This window comes from Methanoregula sp. (assembly GCF_050010295.1).
GTDB lineage: Archaea > Halobacteriota > Methanomicrobia > Methanomicrobiales > Methanospirillaceae > Methanoregula.
On record NZ_JBEKLH010000002.1, the window covers coordinates 234,172 to 259,030 of the forward strand.

The window sequence follows — 24,859 nt, forward strand, 5'->3', positions numbered from 1 at the left end:
CACACTCCGGGCAGCATCAGCAGCATCAATGTACTCCCAGCACTATCAGAAGCATATCAATGATCTTTATTCCAATGAACGGGGCAATAAGCCCTCCGACGCCATAGATGAGGATGTTGTTGCGGAGCGCCTCTTCTGCCGACATGGCCCGGTATTTTACGCCCCGAAGGGCGAGCGGGATGAGGAGGACGATGATAATGGCGTTGAAGATCACCGCCGAGAGGATACCGTTGTGCAGCCCGAGCACATTGAGGGTGGCAAGGGAGGGATAGGTGGAGGCGAATGCGACCGGGATGATGGCGAAATACTTCGCTACATCGTTGGCAATAGAGAACGTGGTCAGTGACCCCCTGGTCATCAGGAGCTGCTTTCCGATCTCCACGATCTCGATCAGTTTCGTGGGATTGGAGTCCAGGTCGACCATATTTGCCGCTTCCCGGGCCGGCTGGGTGCCGGTATTCATCGCAACCGCGACATCTGCCTGAGCGAGCGCAGGGGCATCGTTGGTGCCGTCCCCGGTCATCGCGACCATCCTCCCGCCGGTCTGGTACTCCCGTATGAGTTTGAGCTTGCTTTCGGGCGTGGCCTCTGCAAGGAAATCGTCCACCCCGGCTTCTGCCGCGATGGTTGCTGCGGTGAGACGGTTATCCCCGGTAATCATGACGGTTTTGATCCCCATCTTCCGGAGCTGGGCAAACCGCTCCTTGATGCCTCCCTTGACAATATCCTTGAGATGGATCACGCCCAATGCCTGTCCGTTACGCGTCACGACGAGGGGAGTACCCCCGGCACGGGAGATGGTGTCCACTTCCTGGCGAAGATTGCCGGAGACGGCTTGGCCCTGCGATTCAATGTACCGGAACATGACGTCTGCAGCACCCTTGCGGATGCGGAGTTCTCCCTGATCAACCCCGCTCATCCGTGTCTGGCTCGTGAACGGGATGAACCGGGTATCAGTACCGGCATCTGTGGACGCGACCGACCGGCCGCGGAGATTATATTTTTCCTTGACGAGCACAACGATACTCCGGCCTTCAGGAGTCTCATCGGCGAGGGAGGCAAGCTGCGCGGTTTCGGCCAGATCCATGATGTCGCTGTTGTCTACCGGGATCAGTTCTACGGCCTGGCGGTTGCCGAGCGTGATGGTTCCGGTCTTGTCCAGCAGGAGGACATCCACGTCACCGGCAGCCTCGATGGCCCGGCCTGAAGTCGTGATCACATTGCGCTGGATCAGGCGATCCATACCCGCTATGCCGATCGCACTGAGCAACCCGCCGATAGTTGTCGGTGCGAGGCAGACGAAAAGGGCGACAAGGACCGTGATCGTCACGGTAGTGCCCGCGCCGGCAGCCCCGACACTGTATTTCGAGAAGGCATAGAGGCTGGCGGAGACAAGGATGAAGACGGCGGTCAGGCCGATGAGCAGGATATTGAGGGCTATCTCGTTCGGGGTCTTCTGCCTTTTTGCCCCCTCGATGAGGCTGATCATGTGATCGAGGAACCCTTCGCCCGGGTTCGCGCTGACCCTGACAACGAGCCAGTCGGACAGGATCGCGGTCCCTCCGGTGACCGCACTCCGGTCCCCGCCGGATTCCCGGATGACCGGCGCGCTCTCCCCGGTGATGGCGCTCTCGTTGACGGATGCGATCCCTTCGATAATCTCCCCGTCAACCGGTATCGTGTCGCCTGCCCTAACATAGAAGAGATCAGACTTGCGCAGCGTGGAGGATGAGACTTCAATATAATCGAGGGATGACGGCTCCCTCCCCTTGGTGATCACGTGGCCGGGATGCAGTTTTTTTGCTGCTGTGTCCTGCCGCATTTTACGCAGGGAGTCGGCCTGTGCCTTTCCCCTGCCTTCAGCAAGGGCTTCGGCAAAGTTCGCAAACAGTACGGTGAACCAGAGCCAGGCCGAGACTGCGCCGATGAACCCGGCCGGGGCTTCCCCCGCTCCGGTGAGTGCCTGGAGCCAGAGCAGGGTCGTGATCACGCTGCCGACTTCCACGGTAAACATCACCGGGTTCCGGATCAGGGTGCGGGGATCCAGTTTGATGAATGCATCGAAGACCGCCCTCCGGTAGAGACCCGGGGTATCATAGGCATTTCGTGTCTTTCCATGTTCAGACATGGATGATCCCCCCCGCGGCCATATTCAGGAATTCTGCAACAGGCCCGAGCGAAAGGGCGGGCAGGAAACTCAGGCCCCCGATAATGAGAATGACAAACACGAGCCAGATGATGAAGAGCGGGCGGTGATCCCGCAGGGTGCCTCCGCTGACCGGGACTATCTTCTTGGTGACGAGCGCACCGGCAAGGGCGAGGGTCAGGATAGCCACGAGGTACCGTCCTACGAACATGGTGAATGCGGTCGTAAGGTTATAGAAGAGGCTGTTGGCATTGAGCCCGGCAAAGGCGCTGCCATTGTTCTGGGATGTGGACGAGAAGGCGTACAGGATCTCGGAGAACCCGTGCGGGCCCGGGTTGAACGCCCCCGCTTTGCCCGGGTCAGTCAGTACTGCAAGGGATGTGAGGATGAGGATCAGGAAGATCGGGACGAGAATGATGATGGTGGAGAGCTTCATCTCATGCTGTTCGATCTTCTTGCCATAGAGTTCCGGGGTCCGGCCGACCATCAGGCCGGCAATGAACATGGCGATGATGGCAAAGACGAGCATGCCGTAAAGCCCCGATCCCACTCCGCCATAGACCACCTCCCCGAGCTGCATATCGAACATCTGGACCAATCCGCCAAGCGGCATGAAGGAATCATGCATCGAGTCGACCGCCCCGCAGGAGGTCACCGTCGTGACCACTGAGAAGAATGCCGACGGGACGATCCCGAACCGGACTTCCTTGCCTTCCATGTTCCCTCCCGGCTGCGCATGCCCGGGGTCCTGGTCGATGCCCAGTGGCGTGAATGCCGGGTTCCCGCCCAGCTCCGAATAGATGGCGATACCGGCAAGCGGCAGGAAGATGATAGTCATCGCCATCAGCAGGGCGATCCCTTTGCGCCCCGAGCCGATCATCTTCCCGAAGGTGTAACAGAGTGCCGTGGGGATGAAGAGGATAGCCAGTGTCTCAAGGAAGTTGGAGAACGGCGTGGGATTCTCAAGTGGGTGGGCGGAGTTGGCGTTATAGAATCCTCCCCCGTTCGTGCCCAGCTGCTTGATCGCGATCTGGGATGCCGCCGGCCCGAGCGGGATCGTCTGGGTAGTGACAGGATTCCCGTTGCTGTCATTCACCGGGTCGAGGAGCGGGACGGTGACCGGGCCGCTGAAGGTCTGGGGGACCCCCTGCCAGACCAGCACGAGCGCGATCGCGAGGCAGATTGGCAGCAGGATCATGACGCTCCGGATGAGGAGCACCCAGAAGTTGCCGATGGTGGTGCCCGATCGCCGGGAGAATGCAAAGATGAGTGCTATCAGCACAGCCATGCCTTTTGCCGCAGACAGGAAGTTCTGTACGGCGAGCCCGGCCATCTGGGTGAGGTAACTGACCGTGACTTCCGGCACGTAGGCCTGCCAGTTCGTGTTGGTGGCAAAACTGACTGCGGTGTTCAGGGAGAGGTCCCATGGCACCGGCCCGAGCCCGGCGGGATTGAGCGGGAGGTACTGCTGGACGAGCTGGAGGAGGAATACGACGAGGATACAGGGGACCGTAAAGACCATGAGGGCGATGGCAAACTCCTTCCAGTCCATCTCCTCAGTCCCGTCCACACCTCCCAGTGCAAGGAATTTCTGTTCGACAAAGTCGCTCAACGGTGTCAGGAAATTGGGCTTCCCGGTATAAACCTTCGCCATCCATGCCCCGAGCGGGACGACGCAGAAGGCAATCACGATGATAAAGAGGATCAGCTGGAGCCAGTCTGACATGCGCATGCCGAACATCGGGGTCTGGAAATATATCTGGAGCTGGGTGGACCATGACAATGGCTGCGATGAGACGGTGATGCGCCCTGCACTGAGGTCATCGAGCGCGAGGTTCAGGGAGAGGACGTTGACCCGTGGCTCACCGAAGATTCCGAACTGTCGGGGTTCGATCTGCTGCGCGACCAGCGCATGGACATCCTGTTCGCTCAGGTTCCGATCCCGCGCAATGCGGGGTACCTGGTACTCTGCGGCAGCGATCGATATGTCCGGGTCAAGGCCGCTTGCGGATGCCGTGACCAGATCCACGGGAATCGCCTGCACATTCCCGGGGTCTGCGGCATGGAGGGCATCGACACGGGCTTTCACGGCATCGATGAGCGCAGGATTATTCGGCCCGAGATTCGAGCCTGACGATGCTCCGGCATTATAGGGGAATGGTGATGTTGCCGAGGGGCGGCCCCAGAAGTATTCCGGGGAATCAAAAGGCTGGCCTACCAGTGCCGAACCCACAACTTTGCCGTTGTGTTCGATCAGGTTCCCGTTTGCCTGGACGGGAAAGATCATTTGTGCGATGCCGGTGACAAACAGGGGGTACACGATCCCCGTGACAAGCGTGAGGAGTAAAAAAATGACGATTGCCGGTTTGATCTGCTTTCTGATCATGGACTGAATGGTGCCTGTGGTCATAACGTGACCGCCTTTCTGGAGATATGCCCCTGACCCTGGAGTACGGAGCATTCACATTACCAGCGTGCTGGTTTTGAGTATTTATGCCCATTGAAAACCATGGTGGTCCCGGGGATCTGGTGAAACAGAAAGATATGACGAAAAAAATCCTTTGGGTGGAAAAGTACTTCCAGCTATTCTTTATATAAAAACTTGTGACCGCGCGGAATTTTCCGGGGAACAGATGCTGATGCCGCCGAAATTTTCCCTGCGAGGGCTCTGCCCGGATGCCATCACTTCTTCGTATGACCGGGGATCGTTTCAAGTGCTGTCATGAACCGGTCCCGGATCTGTTCCGGGCTGAGCGGGATATTCGGCACGTCGCGGTTACCGGGCTGTATACGGGCATGGATAAAGGAAGGCCCGCCCCGGGCAGAAGACCCGATGGCCGCTTCCAGTTCCCGGGGTTCGTGGACGGTCATGCTCTGGTTAAAACCTGCGGCTGTAGCCATGAGGGCGAGGTCAGCCGTGTCGCACCCCGGGCGCGGCTGGTTGCCGGTACTGCCGAAGACCCCGTTGTCAAGGCCGACGACCGTGAGATTCTCCGGTGCTGCCGCCCCGATCACCGGAAGGATGGAGGAACCAAGCAGGCTCCCGTCGCCGTCCAGCACGATAACCTGCTTCTCCGGCCTGACCGTGGCAATGCCAAGCCCGATTGCCGAAGCCTGGGTGTAACTTCCCAGCATGTAGAAATTTCCGGGCCGGTCCCGTGCGGCATACAACTCTTTTGAGGGCACACCGATGTTGGAGACCAGCACCTCTTCCTCCACGCGTGAAGCGATCGTCCGGATGGCATCGAACCGGGTCATCAGCGGTGTCCGCCAGTTCCTTTCATAGCAGATCTTCGATGGACGGGCGCCCCGGGGAACTGCGCAGCCCGCAGTACAGGTGCTCTCCCCGATACACCCGGGCGGGACAAGGATCACGTGGGGCGACCGGTTTTCGTATGCGGAGGAGATCGCATCACCAATCTCCCGGGGATTGTCCGGGCCCGAAAGGATGGTGAAGGGGATCCCTGCGGCCGAGAGAATGCGGGGGAGGGGGCGGTTGAAGGGGACCTGTGCCGGGATGGCCTCGCCCTCCCCTCCCCGCCAGCTGGCAAGGATCGGGAGCGGGAGGCCGTACGTGGTCGTGAGGGAGAGGATCGCGTTCAGCATGTTCCCGAGGCCGGAACTCTGGAGTGCGATCAGAGGGCGGGCCCCCGCGAGGAATGCCCCCGCGGAGATCCCCACGCCGTCTTCTTCCCGGGTGAGGCCGATGTGCCGGAATTCTTCCGGGAGCCGGAAGAAGAGTCCCCGTGCCTTGTCACAGGGTATTGCAGAGACGAGATCGATCCTCTGGCTTTTTAATTCGGCAATGACCCGGTCTTCATCCATAGCGTGAGATCCACTCCCTGAGCCCGGCCACGAGTTCGTCTCGCGATTCACCCGGAAAGACCGTGGCGGAAGGGCTGATCGGGTAGAGCGTAAAATCTTCCCGGATCCGCTCGTATCCTCCGCCCGTCAGGTTCAGGAGAATATGGTCGCCGGGGCCGATGATATCTTTTTCCACTGCCTGTACGAGCGCTGCGGTGGCGATGGCAGCCGCGGGATCGGGATCGATCCCCACGGTCTCACGGATCAGCTTCTCCGCATCCGCCCCCTCCTCATTCCTGACGCCGTACATACGTCCCCGCGTCTCCTGGAGAGCGTCAAAAAGACCGCCGCGGATACCGTACGGCGGGTTCCGGTTCGTCAGCACATCGGACATGACCTTTCCGATACTCTCCGCCGCGTCGGGCATATCCTCCGCGGGGACGATCTCGCGCCGGTGTGCCGCCCAGGCCGAGACCATCGGCGTAAAGGGCTCATTCTGGGCCAGGTGGAGCCGGGGCAGCTGCTGCCCGTATGAGCCGTCGCGGATGAGCCGTATCGCGGCTTCCCACGCGGCGATCGCCCCGGTACCGCTCCCCACCGCCTGGAAATAGTGACCAGGGATCCTGCCGGTGGTCGCGGCGGCATCGAGCATCACCGTGCCCATCCCGTCCCGCCGGGCCACGTTCTTCGCCCCGCCTTCCGGTATGCACCCGGGGACTGCGGCGAGGGTGGTGCTGACCGCGATCGCATCCGAATAGTCTCCTCTCACGGCGACAAGGAAGATATCCTGCGCCGGCTCCGTAGTCCAGAGCCGGGGAACCGCTTTCTCCGGGATCACGATAACGACCGGCCGCCTGCACCGTGCCGAGAGTTCCGCAAAGGCCCTGCCGGTATTGCCGGCCGAGGCGATCACCGGGATCTTACCGCCAAGTTCCTGCAGCCGCTGCATAGTGGGCGATGCCTCAAGTTCCTTGAAGGAGCAGGTGGTGAGGTCCGCCCCACGTTCGGGGAAATAACCGGAGAACGAGATGGAGAGGCCCGGGAGCCCGAGCTCGCGGGAGAGTCCCGGATCCGTGAACGTGACCGGCCCACCCGACGGGAGGAGCGGGGCGCTGACCGGCAGCCATGCCAGGTAGCGGTACATGCCTTTGTGGGGTGCGAGCCGGAGTTTCCGGGTGCTGTACTCGGTCCGGAGCAGCGAATCATGCCGGTGCGGGCAGGAGAGGAGGGAGATGTCATCCACGATCTCGTTCCCGGCAACACACCGGACCCGGTACTTGGGTATCATGGAACGTGCTCACAGGATCCTGATATCTTCAAGGCGGACATGCGTGCCCTCCTCCTTTTTCAATACCATGTTTACCACGGCGGTATGGGAGAGGTCCATCATGCAGTAGCCGGGAAGGAACCGCTGGCGGAGGCCGAGGGTCGGCGGACGGATGATCGTCTCGGCAATCCCCTCGAACGCGTGGACATGGTAGGCCTGCACGTCGTGAGGTTTTTCCTTCCGCGCTTCCAGCGGTCCGACCGTATGGCACTCCAAGACTCCCGTGACCGGGTTGGCAGAGAGTACCCTGAGCGCGTGATAGACCGGGCAGCCGGGTCCGGCAGGACGGCCGGTGACGAGGTCACCCTTCTGAATGTCCCATCTCTCCACAAGATCCGCCCGGAACGGGACGATAAATTTGCGTGCCGAAGGTTCACCGGGAAAAGCCCGGAGTACGAAGTCATATTTTGCGCCGGTTACATCGGTTCCCGTATAGGTCGTCTTTTCACCATGTGCACCCTGGCCGATCGTGTAAAATGTGCAGTCCTCATTGGTCTTATTCTTCTCCCTGACCGCCCTGACAAACTCGTCACAGCTCGGCAGGCCGCAGGCCCCGCAGTCCCTGCCCGGGGGGACCCATGCCATGGTCAGTCACCCCGGTAGATATTGTCAGCCTCTTCCAGCGGGCGGATCACACCGAAGTGGTGCTGCCACCCGATCTCTTTTTTCCCGATACAGATCGTGCAAACCCCGAGGGGTGGGGTCCCTCTCAGGGTGATCGCGGCTGCATCCGCAATATCCGGATATGCCGCGATGGCCCGCATCAGGTACCGCATACCTGTTCCCTGGATTGCGTTGGTCTCGATGATATCGATGCCCGGGGTGACCATCCTGATGCACTCCCGGAACACTTCCTTCTCCGCCTGGGAGACGAGGTCTGTCTTGGTCACCACCGCCACATCGGCAAGGGCGATCATGGGGGCCATCTTAAGGGGGGAATTGCTGCCGGAAATTGCTGAGAGCACGGCAATGCCGAATGCCTGGGTCGTGTAGGGGGTACAGCGGAGGCAGAGCCCGGCGCTTTCAATGATGAGGATACCGGCATTGAGGCCCTCTGCCCAGCTTATCGCATCCCGCATGATCATGATGCCCATATGGTCGGGACAGAGATCGCCGGAGTAGACTTTCCGTGCCGGGATACCGAACTCTTCCCTGAGTTCGTCGTCCTCGAATGCCCGGACAACATCGATCTTCAGGAATACCGGGTTCCGTGTCGTTAAAAATTCACGGACGATCTGCCGGATCACCGCGGTCTTCCCCGCACTCGGCGGGCCGGCAACGATGACGAGTTTCATGCAGGGATGACCGTCATGTCCCGTGCCAGGATATCATCGCTGATCAGTTCCCCGGCCCGTATCTTTTCGCGGAGATCCACGAGGAATGCATCGATGCCGGAGATATGGGTGATCATCTCCCTTTCAGCGTCCTTTGGTTCGAGGACGCTCACAACTGCCCCGCGTTTCATGACGATCCTCCGGTCGGTGATCAGGGAGAGCAGGGGATCGTGGGTGACAAAAATAACCGCCTTGTTGTAATGTTTCAGGCATCGGATGACTTTTTCCTTGAAGATGCCGGCGTTTTCCACTTCATCGAGGAGCAGGATGGGGGTCTGGCCGATCATGATGGCGTCGGCGATGAGGAGTGACCGGGTCTGGCCGCCGGAGATGGATGTCATCCGCATGGACCTGTCGATCTTCTCCCCGGTAAATTCATTGGCAAGCGCAACCGTACGGGTGATAAGCTCCTGGGCGTCGGAATCCCGTGCCCGTATGTGAAGTGCGAGGAAACGTTCTACCGTCAGATCGGCAATCACGCGGGTATTCTGGGTGATGAGGGCGATGGGTTTTTTTGCGGGATCGCGGACCATGTCATCGGCCGGGGGTGCACCGTTTATCAGGATGGAACGGCCGGTGACGGTATCTTTCTGGGCAAGCACTTCGATATCGTTGATGAATGCCGATTTTCCCGAACCGGTCGACCCAACGATGGAGACCGTGTCCCCTGGACGGAGGGTTATCCGATCAAACCCTTCTTTCTCACCGCACCGGTCGGCGCCGGGAAGGATCGTAAGTTCGGAAAACTGAACGCTCTGCATACTCAGTATGATTGCACCTGTGCTGATATAATTTTCCAATTTGGCAGAATAATTATCCTTATAGTAACAATTATTATCTCCAGAGTATCACTTAAGGGTTAATATGCTATCAAAGAGGATTTTCGAGACGGATTTCACCACGGCCCTGAACGAGGAGCTGGAACGGAAGAACCTGACCGTCAGGGACCTCGCCGAGCTGACCGGCATCCCTGCCTCGACGCTCTACAAGGTTACGGCTGGCGAACGGGACCCGCGCCTCTCGACGATAAAAAAAATTGTCTCGGTCCTCGAACCCGGGCACGACCGGTTCATCGCGATCATCGCCGCCCGTTTCCTGCTCGACAACCTTGAGGTCCGCGAGACGGACGTCAACGGGAAGTCCTTCAGGATCCGGGGATATTCCGCAAATTCCCTTGAGGAGTGCATCATCGCGGCGGCCCGTGCGGAAAAAGACGGGGCGTCCGGGATCGTCTGCGCACCTATCCTCGCTTCCATTGTCGAGAAGATCGTTGATATCCCCGTCGGGATGCTCCGCCCGGAACTCTCCGTGGTCAGTGAAGCGATCACCACGGTCGCGAAAAAGATAGGGTGAACCATGCCACAGGAACCCGCAAAGATCAGAATTGGCCACCTCTCGACGATGTACCATACCGCATTCCTGCTTCGCGGAACGGATCTGCTGGAACGCCAGGGTCTTGCGGCTACGTGGACGCTCTTCCCGTCCGGGCCGGATATCATCAACGCGATGCAAAACGGGACTGTCGATCTCGGGTATATCGGGCTTCCGCCGGTGATCATCGGGATCGACCGCGGCCTCTCCCTTGCCTGTATCGCGGGAGGGCACGTGGAAGGGACGGTCATGATAGCCGGCGCCGGGATTCGCACGCTCGGTGAGTGCTCAGGCATGCCGGACTTCCTCTCCCAGTTCTCCGGGAAGGCGATTGGCACTCCGCCGAAAGGTTCCATCCACGATGTCATCGTGAACGAGCTGCTGCGGGAGCACGGGTTTCATGATATCACCGTGAAGAACTATCCCTGGGCTGATTTTCTGTCCGATGCAATCGAACAGGGGGAGATTGTTGCCGCTGCCGGGACCCCGGCCCTCGCGGTGACCGCCCGGAGGTACGGCAGCGCTCGCCTCGTCGTGCCTCCGGACCGGCTCTGGCCGTTCAACCCGAGCTACGGGATCGTGGTCATGCGACGGATGCTGGAAAACCGGGACCTGCTCTCGCGGTTCCTGTCAGCCCACGAGGCCGCGTGCGAGATGATCCGGAATGACTCACCTGCTGCCGCCCGTATCGTCGCAGATACTACCGGCATGGTCGATCCGGATTTTGTGCTGGAGACCTACCGTATCTCACCGAAATACTGCGCTGCCCTGCCACCGGAATACATCGCATCCACGATGAAATTTGTACAGACCCTGCAGTCGCTTGGGTACATCTCCCGGGCCATCGGTGAAGAAGAGATCTTCGAACGGTCGCTCATTGAGGCCGTCCATACGGGACCGCACCACTACGATGCGGGGATCTCCGGTTAAGCCGGCGTTATGATTTCTTCCAGTTTTTCCAGCCTCCGGCAGGCCTCTTCAAGTGTCCCGTCCTTCTTCGAGAACGTGAACCGGAGTTTCGTCTCCCCTCCTTCATGGTAGAATGAACTGCCCGGGACTGCGGCTACGCCAATCTTCCCGATAAGGAACCGGGCAAATTCCGTATCGGTCATGCCGAAGCCGGTGATATCCGTGAAGATGTAGTATGCGCCTTCCGGCAGCTGGCAGGAAAACCCGGCATTCCTGAGGCCGTCAAAGAGGATCCTTCTCCTGCGATCGTAATCCTGTGCCAGCCCGACGTAATAGGATTCCGGCAGCATCAGGGCAGCGACACAGGCACGCTGGAGGGGAGCAGGGGCACCGACGGTCAGGAAGTCGTGGATCTTCCGGATCCGCCCGGTCAGCCCCTCATCCGCAAGGGCATAGCCGACGCGCCAGCCGGTGACGCTGTAGGTCTTGGAGAAACTGCCGATGGTGATCGTCCGGTCCCGCATGCCGTCCAGCGACGCGAGCGACAGGTGCCGGTGCCCGTCATACACGATATGCTCGTAGATCTCGTCCGTGATGGCAACAGCGTCGTGATCGATGCAGAGGTCAGCGATGAACGAGAGTTCCTTTCTGGTGAAGACCTTGCCGGTCGGGTTGTTGGGGGTGTTGAGGATGACTGCCCGGGTCCTCTTTGAGAACGCCTCCTTCCACTTCTCCTCGTCGATGGAAAAATCGTCCTTCAGCGGGACAAATCTCGGGACGGCTCCGGAGATCTGCGCATCCGGGCCGTAGTTCTCGTAGAAGGGTTCCGGCACGATCACCTCGTCGCCCGGCTGGATGACGGCGAGCATCGATGCCATCATCGCCTCCGTCGACCCACAGGTGACCGTGATCTCCGTCTCGGGATCGAAGCGCATCCCATTGAACTTCCCGACCCGTTCTGCCAGCGCATCGCGGAGATCCTTTGCCCCCCAGGTGATCGCGTACTGGTTGATGTCGTCGTTCACCGCATTGCATGCCGCCGCCTTGAGCTCGGGCGGGCAGGGGAAATCGGGAAAACCTTGGGCAAGGTTGATCGCGTTATGCTTCAGAGCGAGCCGGGTCATCTCCCGGATCACCGATTCGGTGAAATTGTCGGCCCGTGAGGGCCGGGTGGAGAAGTATTTTTTTACGTTGGGATCTGCTGGGGTATTTCCTGTGCCGGGCCCGGTCTGCTTCATGGTGATCAGATTGGCATGCAATGAAATATAGTGGGAGGATCCGGCAGGAGATGCGGGACGCGCTTTCTCTGTGGTCGGGATCTTCAACCCGGACGGTCTTTAAATAGAGTCACGTACCCAATAAGCAAATTTTATTTACTTAAGGCAAGTAAATTTGTTCCTGTATCATCATGCACATCATGGAAGGATTTCTGCCCTGGCAGTGGTGCGTCTTCTGGTACCTTGTATCGGCGCCGTTCATCATCTACGGGGTTTACCTCCTGGACCGCCAGGTTAAGGAAAACCGTGAAACACTCTCACTCCTTGCCGTGTCAGGTGCTTTCATCTTCCTTCTCTCCTCCCTGAAGATGCCGTCTCCCGTTGTGGGAAGTTGTTCCCATCCCACGGGCACCGGGCTCTCGACCGTCCTCTTTGGCCCTGTTATCACCGGTATTCTCAGCCTGATCGTGCTCATCTTCCAGGCGCTCTTCATGGCCCACGGGGGGATCACCACGCTCGGCGCCAATGTCTTCTCTATGGGAATTGCGGGGCCGCTTCTCGGGTATGCTGTGTACCGGCTGGGAAAAGCGGCAAACCTGAATATTTTTATCAATGTGTTCCTGGTGACGGCGGTCGCGGATCTCTTCACCTACGTTATCACGGCAATCGAGCTCGCTGCTGCATTCCCGGCCACGCACGGGGGGTTCCTGATCTCCTTTGAGACCTTCTTTGCGATCTATGCAGTTACGCAGGTCCCCCTTGCGATCCTCGAAGGCGTGCTTATCGCGCTCGTCTTCAAGTACATCATCCAGAGCCGGTCAGATATCCTCGTCAGACTCAAGGTACTCACGCCGGAGCAGGTCACAAAAATCCTGGAGAGTTTCTCATGAAGTTCAGGTTTCTCATGAAGTACAAACTCGAGATCATCTTTGCTGTCGTGGTCGTGGTCTTTGCGGCAGTGTTCCTCGTCCAGAATGCCCATATCCAGGAAACCGCCAGACCCGGGCAGGAGACCTGGCAGGGATCCGATGATATGGGCAGCGCTGCAATTGAGGCCACGGGATATCACCCCTGGATATCCCCCCTCTGGACACCCCCCAGCACGGAAGTCGAGTCCCTCCTCTTCAGCATCCAGTCCGGGCTGGGGGCGCTGGTGATCGGATACTTCTTCGGGTATTACCGGGGCAAAAGGGAATGTGCGAAATCTCCATAAACCTGTCATCCGTTGATATATTGGCATCCGGGGGTATGTACTCTCCATGACATTCATGGAAGGGAACCTGGATTACTACGCCCAGTCAAACGCCTTGCGGGACGTGAACAGTTATCTCAAACTCGTCCTCGGCATGGGGGCCATATTCATCTGTGTTGCATCCCCGGGCCCGCTGGCTCCTCTCTTCATCCTCGTCACTCTCTCCGCAATTACCCTCGTGTTTGCAAAGATCCCGGTGCGGGTTTACAGCGAACTCCTGCTGATACCCGCAACATTTGTCGGGCTCTCGGTCATCGTGATATTGTTTCTGAGCGGCGGGGGAGAGCCGCTCCCGGCCTTTTCCATCGCCGGTTTTCCGCTGACCGCCACGACGGGCTCCGCAAACCTCGCGCTCCTCGTACTGGTACGGACCTTCGGCGGGATGTGCGGGCTCTTCTTCATCTCCCTGACAACGCCCATGGTCGAGATCTTCTCTGCCATGCACGCGCTGCGCGTCCCGCCCGTCCTGATCGACCTCTCCATGCTGATCTATCATTTTATCTTCGTCTTCATCGGCCAGGCCATCGCGATCCACAATGCCCAGACCATCCGCCAGGGATATACTTCGTTCAGGCGATCGCTGAACTCAACGGCGATGCTCGGCGCCATGCTCTTCATACGGGCGTGGAAGGAGGCAGAAGACCTGGTCATAGCGATGGACTCGCGGTGCTATGACGGCAGACTGGAATTACCGGGGCACCAGAACCCCCCGAAACCGGTTGCAATCGCGTCCACCGCAGTCTACCTGGGTCTCTGCATTACCGTTGCGATCATGACTAGCACAATAGTGCCTTTCAGGTGAACGATGACAACCCTGCTCGAATTCGACGATATTCATTATGCCTACCCGAACTGCCCGGCATCGCTCTCCGGTGTAACATTCTCGATAGAGAAAGGGGCCCGGGTTGCCCTGGTCGGCCCCAACGGTGCCGGGAAGACCACCCTGCTCCTGATGTGCAACGGGGTTCTCGAGCCCTCGAAAGGACGGGTGCTGCTCGGTGGCGAACCGCTCCGGTACGACAGCCGTTCGCTGCGCGAGGTGCGCAGGAAGGTCGGGCTGGTCTTCCAGAACTCGGATACCCAGCTCTTCGCACCGACGGTATACCAGGACGTGGCGTTCGGCCCCCTCAACCTCGGCATGACACCGGGCGAGATCCAGGCGACGGTTGCCCGATCGCTTGCGGCCGTGGGTCTCACCGGGTACGAGAAGCGGCCGCCCCACCAGCTGAGCGGCGGTGAGAAGAAGCGGGCCGCGATTGCCGGGACCCTTGCGATGGAGCCGGAGGTCCTCATCTTCGATGAACCCACCAGTTCGCTCGACCCGGCCGGTGCCGCTGACCTCATGGAGCTGCTCGATGAACTCAATATAAGGGGGACGACGATCATCATCTCGACCCATGACGTGGAGCTCGCGTACCACTGGGCGGACCAGGTCATCCTCCTGAACAGGGGGACCGTGCTTCATGCCGGCTCTCCTGAAGAGGTTTTTACCAACACGGCACTCATTGCTGCTGCCAATCTCCGGATGCCTGCGGTGCTGGAAGTCTACACGGAGCTCGTCTCGCGGCAGATGATGGAGAAGACGGAGTCGCCAAAGTCTGTCCTCCAGCTGGTCAGTTCCCTCGAACGGAGCTTCAGTAAACCCCACGCGGGCAGGGCCCTTGGGACCATCACGGTCTGCGATGTGGACGCGACCGGTGCCGGTGAGATCCTGGCGTGGATAGCAGATCACCCGTCGTACAGGTGCGGGGCAATGGGGACCCGGGCGAAGAACCTTGCCGAGCGCGAATCGATATCGCTCGATTTCACGTACGGCGTGATAGACAAAAGTATCCTGCGGGCACTCGTCGGGGAATCTTCGCTCCTCCTGACCCCGGGGTCGATGGTGCCGCATGTTTTCCGGCGGGTCGGGACGTACTGCCGGGAGAGCGGCAATACCATCGCGGTGGTCTCCCTGGACACTACGAACCCTTCCCCAGACCAGGCCGGGTGAATGAGGAGGTGAAAGAGCATGATCCTCACTGTTGAAGACCATGAACCCCGGGAAGATACCGGGCTTGATCCTGGCCATCTCCCCGGGCATGATCGTGGGGATGACCATGACCATCACCACGGCCATGCCCACACGCATGGTGTTGTCGATCCATCCGTTCTCAGCACCGAACGGGGGATCCGGGCGGTCAAGTGGTCGTTTGCCGGCCTGTTCATAACCGCGACCTTCCAGTTAATCATCGTCTCGTATTCCGGGAGTATCGCACTGCTCGCCGACACCATCCATAACTTCGGCGATGCGTTCACCGCGATCCCACTCCTGTTCGCGTTTCTGCTGGCCCGGTGGAAACCGACGAAACGGTTCACCTACGGGTATGGGCGGGTCGAGGACCTCGCGGGCGTATTCGTGGTCCTGATGATCATGGTATCGGCTGTTGTGGCCGGGTACGTCTCTATCGACAGGCTCCTTCACCCGCAGCAGGTGACGTTCCTCTGGGCGGTAGCAGCGGCAGCACTGGTCGGGTTTACCGGGAATGAAGCCGTGGCCCGGCTCCGCATCCGGGTGGGAAACGAGATCGGCAGTGCAGCGCTTGTCGCGGACGGCCAGCACGCCCGGACAGACGGGCTCGCGAGCCTTGCAGTCCTGATCGGTGCAGCCGGGGTCTATCTCGGATTCCCGATTGCCGACCCGGTCATCGGTCTCATCATCACGATCATCATATTCTGGATTGTCTGGGAGTCGGGAAAGACGATCTTCACCCGGCTGCTTGACGGCGTCGACCCGGCGATCACCGACGAGATCCGCCATACTGCTGAGTACGTTGAAGGAGTGATGGAAATTACCGATGTCAAGGTCCGGTGGCTGGGTCACCGGCTCCATGCGGAAGTCAATATCACGGTCGGTTCATCCCTTTCCGTGGAAAAAGGCCACGCGATTGCGAAAGAGTTCCGGCACGAACTCCTTCACCACCTCCGGTATCTTTCGGATGCCACCATCCATGTCGATCCGTCGACTGCCTCTGGGCCCGATTATCACGATATTGCGGAGCACGACCATGACGGGCTGCCTGAGCATTCGCATTGAATCCGCCAGAGGATGGGACCTGAGTGAAACAAAAGAAACCCGGGGAGAGCAGATGTATCATTTTTATGGAGTCAGTCCCGATCGCGCATTATAACGGCCGTGCTGAATGAGATGGCGGGAAACCCGGTCCATCCCGGTTCCTTATCCCCATCGCCCGGTTCATGGCTGCCAACTGCGGGTTCTATAGTGTCGCCTGGACCGTGGACGGCGATCCGAGCTCGGGGACTTCGAGTCCTATCGTTTCAGAGAACCATTCTGCGACCAGCCCGCGGTGGCAGTGCATCCGTTCCTTCTCGAAGCAGAGCAGGATGACATCATGACCTGCCCCGGCAATGTCCAGGTCCCGGAGGATCTCCTCGGGATCGAGGCCCGAGAGAATTTCCTCCCGGTACCTTCTCTGATATTCTTCCCAGTCCCCGAGTTTCAGCATCTCGGGTTTGGGGGCGAGCCTGAAGTATCTCCTGCCGGTATACCACCGTGGCGGGAAGCGGGCTATCGAGACCGCACCGGGCTCCCGTGCACTCCTCGCGAAGTAGCTGGTCTTCAGCATCCTGAAGGTATTTCATTGCCGGTCGGGAATATGCTTGCGGAACTCTCAGGCAGGTCTATCTCCTGTTGCGGACCGGGAGAGAGGGGGTACCCACCCATTCCCCTCAGCGAGGGTGGGGAGGGGGGTGCCCCTTCTACTGAGGGAGGGGCAAGGGGGTGGGTACCCCTCTGAGCACATGAGGGGTGGGTACCCCCCCTGCCCGATACCGGCCCGTAAACCGGCCTCTCCGACGAGAACTCCATGAGAAATCACATCCAAGTGTATGTAACCGGAGAGGGGTAGGTACCCCACTCACTGAGGGATGGGTGGGGAGGAGGGGGGTGGTCTGAGCAAAGAGGGGCAGGGGGGAGGGGTACCCCTCATTGCATGGGACAGGGGGGTACCCCCTCAGTCAAGGTGGGGTGGGTATCCGCCCTCCCCCTTTCATCCGGGCCGGCAAAAAACAGCCTCTGCCGTCGGACGTTCCATGGGAAGGGTAGGTTCTGCCGTTGTCAGACAGGAGAGGTAGCTACCCCACCCTCAGCAGAGCGGGGGGTACCCCTCCCATGCCCGGAGGGGTGGGGGGTAGGGGGAGGCCTCCTCTATGAAGATGGGGGGTGGGCCCCTCTGCTTGGGGTTGGCATTGAAGGCAGTTGTCAAGTATTCTTTGACTACTAATCCTTTCTCCAATTCTCTGTCATTAAAAAAATATTTCTGAAGTAGAGGCTGACATTTTCTGTTTTGTTGTCTGGTGGAGTTCTGCGATAACTATCTGTGTGAGCCAGACGGTTCCTTCGTCAAGCCGGACTTCAATGCGACTCATGTTCTATCAGGGGTTCACTTTCACTCTGCGCATCAGGTAATTTGTTAATTATATAATGGTCAGGGAGATATGACAATAATTCTCATATTCTCATGAAAATGAGCATTATTGCAGGAGAACAAATATGGCAAAGAACACAGACGAAGGTTTTCGAAGAGGAACTGTAGATGATCGGAGTCAGGTTCTCAATCCAAAGACCGGACAGTTTGTGAAACGTGACACAAATACCGGCCAATTCATGGATGTAAAACAGGATGGTGCCCCCTTCAAGGGTATAAGAAAGGAGAAATAATTTTTCTCGTCGTCGGACCCTCTTAGTATTACCTACAAAATAAATGAAGAAATATCAACCGTATCGAATTTAAAAGCAGTATTATTATATCCGGAGCCAAATTGACAATTATGACGATCCAGTTGAATGATGAAAAAATTGGATCATTATTGGCGGAGAGAAAATTACTTCCCGAAGACTTCCTTTCACAATTGAAACCAAAATCAAAACATGGGCATAAAGAGTACGAGAAAGACATCCTTGGAGAGAGTGGATCGAATTTCCGTTTAATCTTCCGGCAGAGCGAATTGAATCCACTGGACTTCTCGGTTATGCTTGTGTATCTCCCGAAAGGATCAAACCAGCAGTTCCGCCTTCGCAGGTATAATGGAAAAAGTCATGAGCATGGCAATCATATTGAGAGAAACAAATTTTATGGGTTCCATATCCATACAGCGACCGAACGGTACCAGCAATCCGGCTACCGGGAAGATACCTACGCAGAAGAGACAACCCGGTATGCAGATTATCATGGTGCAATAGAATGCATGTTAAAAGAATGCGGGTTTATGATCTCTGCGAAGAATCGTAGTCTGTCCCAATGGGGGATGAGTTAATGTCGGTCAAGGCAATCATCCAGAATTTCCGGCAGAAAGTGTGCGATCAGGTACGCGTCGAAGCCGAAGGTGTCGATCGCTATCATGTATTCACCCCTTTCCTCTTTGAAGACGGAGATCATCTCGTTGTCATCCTGAAACAGGAGAACGGGAAATGGATACTCTCCGATGAGGGACATACGTTCATGCACCTTACCTACGATCTTGAGGATAAGGACCTGCGAAGCGGGGGGCGGCAGAAGATCATCTCAAATGCCCTCGCTGCATTCTCGGTTGAGGACAGGAACGGAGAGTTGATCCTGTCGATAGACGACGATCAATACGGGGATGCCCTCTACAGCTATATCCAGGCACTGCTCAGGATTTCGGACGTATCCTATCTCTCACGGGAGCGTGTCCGCACCACCTTCATGGAAGATGTCCGGGAGTTCGTGAAAGAACAGATTCCGGAGGAACGTGTCCAGTTCGAGTGGCACGACCCCACCCATGATCCTGACAGCCGGTATACCGCCGATTGCATGATCGAAAGTCCATCCGGCCCTATCCTCATCTATGCCCTGCCAAATGATGACCGGGTGAGAGAGGCAACCATCAATCTTCTCATGTTCGAGAAGTGGGGCCTGAAATTCCGGTCCATCGGCATCTTCGAAGACCAGGAAGAGATCAACCGGAAGACGCTTGCGAAGTTCTCTGATGTATGCGAGAAACAGTTCTCCAATTTCCCCGGAAACAAGGACCGGTTCCTGAAATACGTGCAGGAGACCGGGGGGATGGCGGCGGGGTAGGTTTGTCTTCTTTTCTTATACACATTATCAAAATATGTGTGAAACTTTTCTTATTATCCATAATTCCGATTATTTTAATTGTAAAATTGAATTTTGATGCAATTCTTCCGATTGTGGTCTATTTACAATTTTTGTTAATCTGGTGTCAAGCGGAAATTGCCTTAAAGCAGCATTATCTTTTTGCAGTCCAATTTGAGCCGACATTCATTACAATTCAGACAAATGATTTTTTGTCGCCACCTTCTCAAGATTTCGCAATTACCCTGAGAATTAAAAATACGAGTTCAAATCCTGCATACAGTGTAGCGGTAACTCGGGTGTTAGACCATAGCATTCCAATAATGCCAAAAGAGTGGGAAAATAAAATTACTCGTTCTCATTGGATTAATTTAGGTCCGAATGAAGTGAACGTTCTTTGCCAAATTACTGATGTTGATTATTTCAGAAATAAACAAATGGAGATTTTGTACAGAAACCAATTTGGGGACTTCAGAGAACTTATCCTATTATTTTCAAATGATACGTTCATTTTAGTACCTCATGTAGTTAAGGAAAAAGGTTTCCTATTGAACACTTTTAAGGAAATTATTGAACTTCCGGATTTGTTGTTTTTGAAGTGGCGATTAAATCACTAATCTCATCCTGAACAATTTTAAACGCAAATAAGAACAGATTTTCTGCATCCGGTTCTGTTATCGTCTTTCCCGAATGTACAAAATCGTTTCTTTTTTTATTATATTCGGTTAAAAAAGAATATTCTTGAACACCCAGATTTCCGTTGGAATAGAGCAACTTCAACTTGTGGCTATTTCTCTCTTTATCAGGATCTTTATTTTTCCCTTGTTTTCCTGCAATTTCCTTTTTTTCTGACAATAATATTCTGAATTTTTTCGAGATATATTGCTCGACTATCAACCAACAAAAAATATAAGCTTGGGAGAACTCGGAATTTTTCAGATGTGTATTGCTTTCAAGTAAAAACAATAATGATTCATTCAAATTCTCATTGCGGAAAACTATCTCTGATACTTTGATAATTTCCTGCATTTTTTCAAAATTAATTTGTGTTTTCTTTATCATTGCAAAGAAATTCGGGGCCTGTCCAGTAATTTTGGATATTTTCCTACTATATGATCCAAGTGACTGGCCTAATGGTACAAAGTCAAATGGGGGGTCTGTACTTAATACATCTGATTTTCTTACTGAAAATGCCTCAATCCCATACAGAATAGAAATCCCAAAAATCGTATTGATGATTTTTATCGCTTCTGCTTCGCTTTCACCCTCGATAATTACCAAACCGTACCGGTCATAGAACCCCATTCGACCATTGAAAGCAAATCCATATTCATATTTTGGGTATTCCATGTTCGGACCAAAAATTTTCTCCCTAAAAGGTAATTCGACATTATCCCCAATACGCGCACCAGGACTGTAATAAGACCCGAAAAAATTTCTTCTCTTTATGTATTTTTCGGCAGTTTTTGATTGCACAATATCTGGAATTAATCCTCTTTTAACAGATTCTGCATACTGCTTTGCAGATTCAATGAAACTTTTCTGATCTAATTCAGCAGGTGGCAGATTTGCGATATTTCCTTTGAAAATTGCGCAATAATCAATTTCACCCATCGCTTGACTAAAGATTAAACCTGGGGGAAAAGATTGTGATACGGTTTGCCGAATCACATCTAAAAAAGTTGAAAAATGACCGGCAAATTCGTCAGAATATTTATGCTCTTTATCCCCCACATCGGAGGGGAAGGGCCAATTGTCATCCGAATGTGGTGCCTTTCCTCTCCATCTGGGTTCGTCCATTATTTCAATAACTCTTTCGACAATTTGATTGGCATTGTACGGGCCATTGATTATAATCTCTTTATCCTGCCGATTGGGATCATGGAGCAGAACAAAAAGCTGGAACTCGGACGGTTCAGACACCCAAAAAATCTCAATCTGGCAGGGAACTGAATATAATGTATTTTGAGCGATATACTTCCGTTCTACATCATCAAGTTGATCATATTCTTTCCTGAAATCATCGATGATTTTAACTAAATATTTTTTTAAATATTGGATCTTTGATTCGCTTTCCATGGTCCATCTTTTTATTCCTTAGAATTATTCTCGCTCGATTTTTCTCTTCCTTCCACAATCCCAATCTCCTCCTCCGTTAGCCCATACAATTCGTACACCAATGTATCGATGGAAGCATCCGTCGCCTCGATCTGCCGCTGGAGCAACGTCTTTTCATGGTCCAGTTTGGCGTCTTCCAATCGATTAGTTAAATCGAGCATCTGTATGACTAGCATAACCATGCGATCATGGCGAGTCATGTCTGTCGGATCTGCAGAGTTGATGGTGCGTATGGGGAGTTTGGAAATGTACATCGGTTTATATTCGTAATATCCACCTTGTTTTGTTGATGAAATAGCATGCATCACAAAATCTAACACTTTTGAATTAAGCAGACCAAGTAAGTACCAATCTTTTTTAGGAATGATTGTGGTTTTATCACTTGAATAAAATCCAGCTCGGTCGAAGGAATAAGAAGCACTTTTTACAATGGCGGGAATGACAATTTTAGGTTTTTCGAACTCTGAATGATAATTTGAACCAAAACGTTGAAGCGCATACCACTCATATCGAATTCCTGTCTCGGCAGTATTTCGCGCAGCCAACTTATCCTTATATTGTAAAAGATGATTGTAGATTGCAGGATATTTTGTTTTAAACTCTTGTTCAGCTCTTTTGGATGATCCCATGATTGATTGATCTGTATGCAACGGGAAATGCCAGGGGATATACAGTAAAAATTTTCCGTACTTCAATAAGGAGTAACGTTTTATATCTCTGCCGCTCACGAATGGCTTTATCACTTCAGAGCTTTTTGGATCTTCTTTAATAAGACGATTTTTTGTTTCTACATCAATAACAAAGGCTTCATTCAATCCTGTTTTAAGTCCATAATAAATCGCACCCTCTACATATTCTTCAAGCGATCTTCCAGTAGTTTGTATTTTTTTCAGGAGTTTTTCCGTCCCCTCATTCCCAAGAGTCCATCCTTCTTCTGTAAGATTATTCGGATTAATCGAATGCCAATGCTCTTTCACGTATTCATCAAGACTCGGGAAATTGAGGGCATTAACATTTGTTACACCGAATTCTCTTATTAACTTCTCGTTAGAAATCCGAATTATACAAGGATAGGTTATCGCCGTTGTAAATACCGGAAGATCTCCGAAATCGACAATTTCTTCAATTTGTTTTGTGAGCAAAAATTTTCGGAGTGGTTTTCCATAATTCGCCCGCATCCATTTATTCGCTACAATATAGGAAAATTGACCCTTCGGGCGTGCGAGTGCCAATCCTTTTTCGATGAAGTATGCATACAAATCGGCCGTACCCTGATAAACTTCAAAATGGGTCTCGAAATATTTCTTCTGTTCTTTCAATGCCTCTTGCCTGAGATACGGCGGATTCCCAATCACCGCATCGAACCCGCCCGCCTTCATCACATCGGAAAATTCCCGATCCCAGTCGAATGGTTTTATTCGCATAAATTCTTCAGAGGTCATTTCCGGAGTCAGGATATCCGTCCCGATCAGCGAGTTCCCGCACTTGATATTCTGGTGCAGCGAGGGCAGCGCCCGCTCAGCAAAGAGCTTGAGCTGCTTGTCGATGTTCTCCTCGTTCTCCTCTTCGAGCACTTTCAGGAGGAGCGAGAGTTTCGTCACCTCGACTGCCTGCTGGTCGATGTCCACGCCGAAGATGTTGTTCAGGAGAATGCGTTTCTTCTCGGTAGTCGTAAGCCGCCAGTCGCTCCGGGTACGGGTGGTGTCGCCGCTTGTGCCGGCCTTGAAGATCGGCAGTTCGACTTGGGCGAGGTGCTTCTTCCCTCGCGGGGTGGCTTCGGGCAGGAGGGCGAGGACGGCCGGATCGGTCACAGATTTCTTATCGATGAAGACCGGGACGAGGTTCTCGATATACCAGTCGCGGTGCCGGTCGAGGAGGAACTGGTAGGCGCCGATCAGGAACGAGCCGGAGCCGCACGCAGGATCGAGAATTCGGAGCTTCGACCACTCTCGTGGGGTCTTTTCCTTCAGGAGTTCGCCCGCCGTGTGCTTCACGATATATTCCACGATGTATTGCGGCGTGTAGAAGACGCCGCCGGCCTTCTTGACTTCCGGTTTGTATTCCACCTTGGCCTGGTGGCCTTCTGTGAGCCGGATCACCTTGCCGAGGAACTGCTCGTATACGTGGCCGAGGATCGCCGGCGGGATGACTGAGAAGAGGTACGGTGTCTCTGGGTAGTACAGCCTCCTGATGATCCCTTTCAATATCCTGTCGTCGATATTCAGCGAAAGTGAAAGGGTATCAGGCATCTCGTCCCAGTCCGGTTCTTTCTCGAAATGAAAGATCCCGGAATTATACTTCGCATCCGCCAGCCGGAAGATATCGCAGAGCCGGGCATAGACATGCTCGCCTTCAAGCAGTTTATGGAGGGTCGTGTACTCCTCGATGCCCCGGTCCTCGCAGATACGTAGAAAGATGATCCGATCGATCGTCCGCTGGACAACCGTGTTCAGCTCATCCACCGAGAGCGCGGAGTTGCGAAGCGCGATGTTTTTTGCAAGAGCATCCCGCCACGTCTCGATCTCGGTCAGGATATCATCATCCACCGTCGCCGTCCCTTTCTTCCCCTTTTGGGAATCGGCATACTTGTCAAACGATCCTTTCAGGATACAGTCCTGCGAGAAGACCGAGACTAAGTATTCCCACTTCGCAGGAATCTCCTTGTACGTGAAATACTCGATCCGCCCCTTGGCGGCATTATCCCCATGCTCCGGTTTGATGGTGCAGTCATAGATTGCCCACTCTTCGAAGTTCGTCAGGATGGAGAGCGGGAGTTTTGCGTTCCACGCGTACCTGCGCAGCTGGAGTGCCGAGTCCGCATCATCCTTGATGCGTACTGACGGTTTCTTGGTCTCGACAATAAATTTCCGGACACCCCCGATGCGGAACGTATAATCAAAAAACTGTGTCGTCCCGCGGATCCGGATCGGTTCCCCGTGCATCACTTCGCGATACGCTTCCGAATGACCCTTATTGTTGTTGACATCCCAGCCTAATGCATGGAAAAACGGGTCGGTAAAGTCCTGGCGGAGCTGGGCTTCATTGTATTTCTCCTGCCCGCGGATGTAGGCATCGCGATGGAACGTGTACTTATCAACAAGGGGTTGGATCGATTCGGGGACTGCCATTGATAATGTGTCACTCTCCATCCCGTTAAATATGTTCTTTCCGTGCCCATTTCAATTTCATTCCGGTCCATTCGATGAATCTCCCAGCCGAACCGATCCTGTCCCTCAGCCCGGATTGAAGTACACCGGTTCGT

The 24,859-nt window shown here is 55.1% G+C and carries 22 protein-coding genes; 11 read left to right on the top strand and 11 right to left on the bottom strand.

Annotated features, from left to right (window positions below; all coding sequences use genetic code 11):
- Nucleotides 1-25 precede the first annotated feature (25 nt).
- The 7 genes from kdpB to ABSB80_RS04090 all read right to left on the bottom strand — a co-directional run bounded on the left by kdpB (nucleotide 26) and on the right by ABSB80_RS04090 (nucleotide 9,372).
- Entirely contained in the window at nucleotides 26-2,128 is a 2,103-nt protein-coding gene (gene kdpB / locus ABSB80_RS04060) for a potassium-transporting ATPase subunit KdpB (protein WP_428368433.1), read from the bottom strand.
- Complete coding sequence (gene kdpA, locus ABSB80_RS04065) at nucleotides 2,121-4,556, bottom strand: potassium-transporting ATPase subunit KdpA (RefSeq protein ID WP_428368435.1); 2,436 nt, start codon at nucleotides 4,554-4,556, stop codon at nucleotides 2,121-2,123. The genes kdpB and kdpA overlap by 8 nt, the downstream gene beginning before the upstream one ends.
- 272 nt (nucleotides 4,557-4,828) lie before the next feature.
- Nucleotides 4,829-5,971: a sulfopyruvate decarboxylase subunit beta gene (comE, locus tag ABSB80_RS04070; RefSeq protein ID WP_428368437.1), complete on the bottom strand. Its 1,143-nt coding sequence runs from the start codon at nucleotides 5,969-5,971 to the stop codon at nucleotides 4,829-4,831.
- The gene (locus ABSB80_RS04075; RefSeq protein ID WP_428368439.1) at nucleotides 5,964-7,238 is read right to left on the bottom strand and encodes a cysteate synthase; all 1,275 of its coding nucleotides are present in this window, start codon (nucleotides 7,236-7,238) and stop codon (nucleotides 5,964-5,966) included. The genes comE and ABSB80_RS04075 overlap by 8 nt, the downstream gene beginning before the upstream one ends.
- Before the next feature lie 9 nt (nucleotides 7,239-7,247).
- Nucleotides 7,248-7,862 carry a (Fe-S)-binding protein gene (locus tag ABSB80_RS04080; protein WP_428368441.1) on the bottom strand — a complete coding sequence of 205 codons (615 nt, stop codon included), beginning with the start codon at nucleotides 7,860-7,862 and terminating at the stop codon, nucleotides 7,248-7,250.
- Between the two features lie 2 nt (nucleotides 7,863-7,864).
- Nucleotides 7,865-8,572: a GTP-binding protein gene (locus tag ABSB80_RS04085; protein WP_428368443.1), complete on the bottom strand. Its 708-nt coding sequence runs from the start codon at nucleotides 8,570-8,572 to the stop codon at nucleotides 7,865-7,867.
- Nucleotides 8,569-9,372, bottom strand: coding sequence for an ATP-binding cassette domain-containing protein (locus ABSB80_RS04090; protein WP_428368445.1), 804 nt, complete (start codon nucleotides 9,370-9,372; stop codon nucleotides 8,569-8,571). The genes ABSB80_RS04085 and ABSB80_RS04090 overlap by 4 nt, the downstream gene beginning before the upstream one ends.
- Nucleotides 9,373-9,475: 103 nt before the next feature.
- Here ABSB80_RS04090 and ABSB80_RS04095 point away from each other — a divergent pair, with 103 nt between their 5' ends.
- Together ABSB80_RS04095 and ABSB80_RS04100 are read left to right on the top strand one after the other, a co-directional pair.
- Nucleotides 9,476-9,964 (top strand): helix-turn-helix domain-containing protein, encoded by a 489-nt coding sequence (locus ABSB80_RS04095; RefSeq protein WP_428368447.1) that lies wholly within the window; start codon nucleotides 9,476-9,478, stop codon nucleotides 9,962-9,964.
- A gap of 3 nt (nucleotides 9,965-9,967) precedes the next feature.
- Complete coding sequence (locus tag ABSB80_RS04100; protein WP_428368449.1) at nucleotides 9,968-10,912, top strand: ABC transporter substrate-binding protein; 945 nt, start codon at nucleotides 9,968-9,970, stop codon at nucleotides 10,910-10,912.
- On the opposite strand, the gene ABSB80_RS04105 is transcribed toward ABSB80_RS04100, so the two are convergent.
- Complete coding sequence (locus ABSB80_RS04105; protein ID WP_428368451.1) at nucleotides 10,909-12,129, bottom strand: pyridoxal phosphate-dependent aminotransferase; 1,221 nt, start codon at nucleotides 12,127-12,129, stop codon at nucleotides 10,909-10,911. The genes ABSB80_RS04100 and ABSB80_RS04105 overlap by 4 nt on opposite strands.
- A gap of 170 nt (nucleotides 12,130-12,299) precedes the next feature.
- Between ABSB80_RS04105 and ABSB80_RS04110 the strand changes: the two genes are divergently transcribed.
- From ABSB80_RS04110 to ABSB80_RS04130, 5 genes are read left to right on the top strand one after another with little or no spacing between them, the layout of a single operon-like run.
- Nucleotides 12,300-12,998, top strand: a complete 699-nt coding sequence (locus ABSB80_RS04110) for an energy-coupling factor ABC transporter permease (RefSeq protein ID WP_428368453.1) — start codon at nucleotides 12,300-12,302, stop codon at nucleotides 12,996-12,998.
- On the top strand, nucleotides 12,995-13,321 hold the full coding sequence (locus tag ABSB80_RS04115; RefSeq protein ID WP_428368455.1) for an energy-coupling factor ABC transporter substrate-binding protein: 327 nt from the start codon (nucleotides 12,995-12,997) through the stop codon (nucleotides 13,319-13,321). Before ABSB80_RS04110 ends, ABSB80_RS04115 begins: the two co-directional genes overlap by 4 nt.
- A gap of 46 nt (nucleotides 13,322-13,367) precedes the next feature.
- The gene (gene cbiQ, locus ABSB80_RS04120; protein ID WP_428368457.1) at nucleotides 13,368-14,162 is read left to right on the top strand and encodes a cobalt ECF transporter T component CbiQ; all 795 of its coding nucleotides are present in this window, start codon (nucleotides 13,368-13,370) and stop codon (nucleotides 14,160-14,162) included.
- Between the two features lie 3 nt (nucleotides 14,163-14,165).
- Nucleotides 14,166-15,353, top strand: a complete 1,188-nt coding sequence (locus tag ABSB80_RS04125; RefSeq protein ID WP_428368459.1) for an energy-coupling factor ABC transporter ATP-binding protein — start codon at nucleotides 14,166-14,168, stop codon at nucleotides 15,351-15,353.
- Nucleotides 15,354-15,371: 18 nt separating this feature from the next.
- Nucleotides 15,372-16,436, top strand: a complete 1,065-nt coding sequence (locus ABSB80_RS04130) for a cation diffusion facilitator family transporter (protein WP_428368461.1) — start codon at nucleotides 15,372-15,374, stop codon at nucleotides 16,434-16,436.
- A gap of 181 nt (nucleotides 16,437-16,617) precedes the next feature.
- On the opposite strand, the gene ABSB80_RS04135 is transcribed toward ABSB80_RS04130, so the two are convergent.
- Entirely contained in the window at nucleotides 16,618-16,986 is a 369-nt protein-coding gene (locus tag ABSB80_RS04135; protein WP_428368463.1) for a DUF488 domain-containing protein, read from the bottom strand.
- Between the two features lie 926 nt (nucleotides 16,987-17,912).
- Here ABSB80_RS04135 and ABSB80_RS04140 point away from each other — a divergent pair.
- The 4 genes from ABSB80_RS04140 (at nucleotide 17,913) to ABSB80_RS04155 (ending at nucleotide 20,096) form a co-directional block, all read left to right on the top strand.
- The gene (locus tag ABSB80_RS04140) at nucleotides 17,913-18,080 is read left to right on the top strand and encodes a hypothetical protein (protein WP_428368465.1); all 168 of its coding nucleotides are present in this window, start codon (nucleotides 17,913-17,915) and stop codon (nucleotides 18,078-18,080) included.
- A gap of 110 nt (nucleotides 18,081-18,190) precedes the next feature.
- The gene (locus ABSB80_RS04145) at nucleotides 18,191-18,676 is read left to right on the top strand and encodes a hypothetical protein (RefSeq protein ID WP_428368467.1); all 486 of its coding nucleotides are present in this window, start codon (nucleotides 18,191-18,193) and stop codon (nucleotides 18,674-18,676) included.
- Nucleotides 18,676-19,461 carry a DUF1828 domain-containing protein gene (locus ABSB80_RS04150; RefSeq protein WP_428368469.1) on the top strand — a complete coding sequence of 262 codons (786 nt, stop codon included), beginning with the start codon at nucleotides 18,676-18,678 and terminating at the stop codon, nucleotides 19,459-19,461. The genes ABSB80_RS04145 and ABSB80_RS04150 overlap by 1 nt, the downstream gene beginning before the upstream one ends.
- 38 nt (nucleotides 19,462-19,499) lie before the next feature.
- Complete coding sequence (locus ABSB80_RS04155) at nucleotides 19,500-20,096, top strand: hypothetical protein (protein WP_428368471.1); 597 nt, start codon at nucleotides 19,500-19,502, stop codon at nucleotides 20,094-20,096.
- Here ABSB80_RS04155 and ABSB80_RS04160 read toward each other — a convergent pair.
- Entirely contained in the window at nucleotides 20,047-21,558 is a 1,512-nt protein-coding gene (locus ABSB80_RS04160; RefSeq protein ID WP_428368473.1) for a hypothetical protein, read from the bottom strand. The genes ABSB80_RS04155 and ABSB80_RS04160 overlap by 50 nt on opposite strands.
- Before the next feature lie 11 nt (nucleotides 21,559-21,569).
- Nucleotides 21,570-24,725: an Eco57I restriction-modification methylase domain-containing protein gene (locus ABSB80_RS04165; protein WP_428368475.1), complete on the bottom strand. Its 3,156-nt coding sequence runs from the start codon at nucleotides 24,723-24,725 to the stop codon at nucleotides 21,570-21,572.
- Nucleotides 24,726-24,859: the final 134 nt, after the last annotated feature.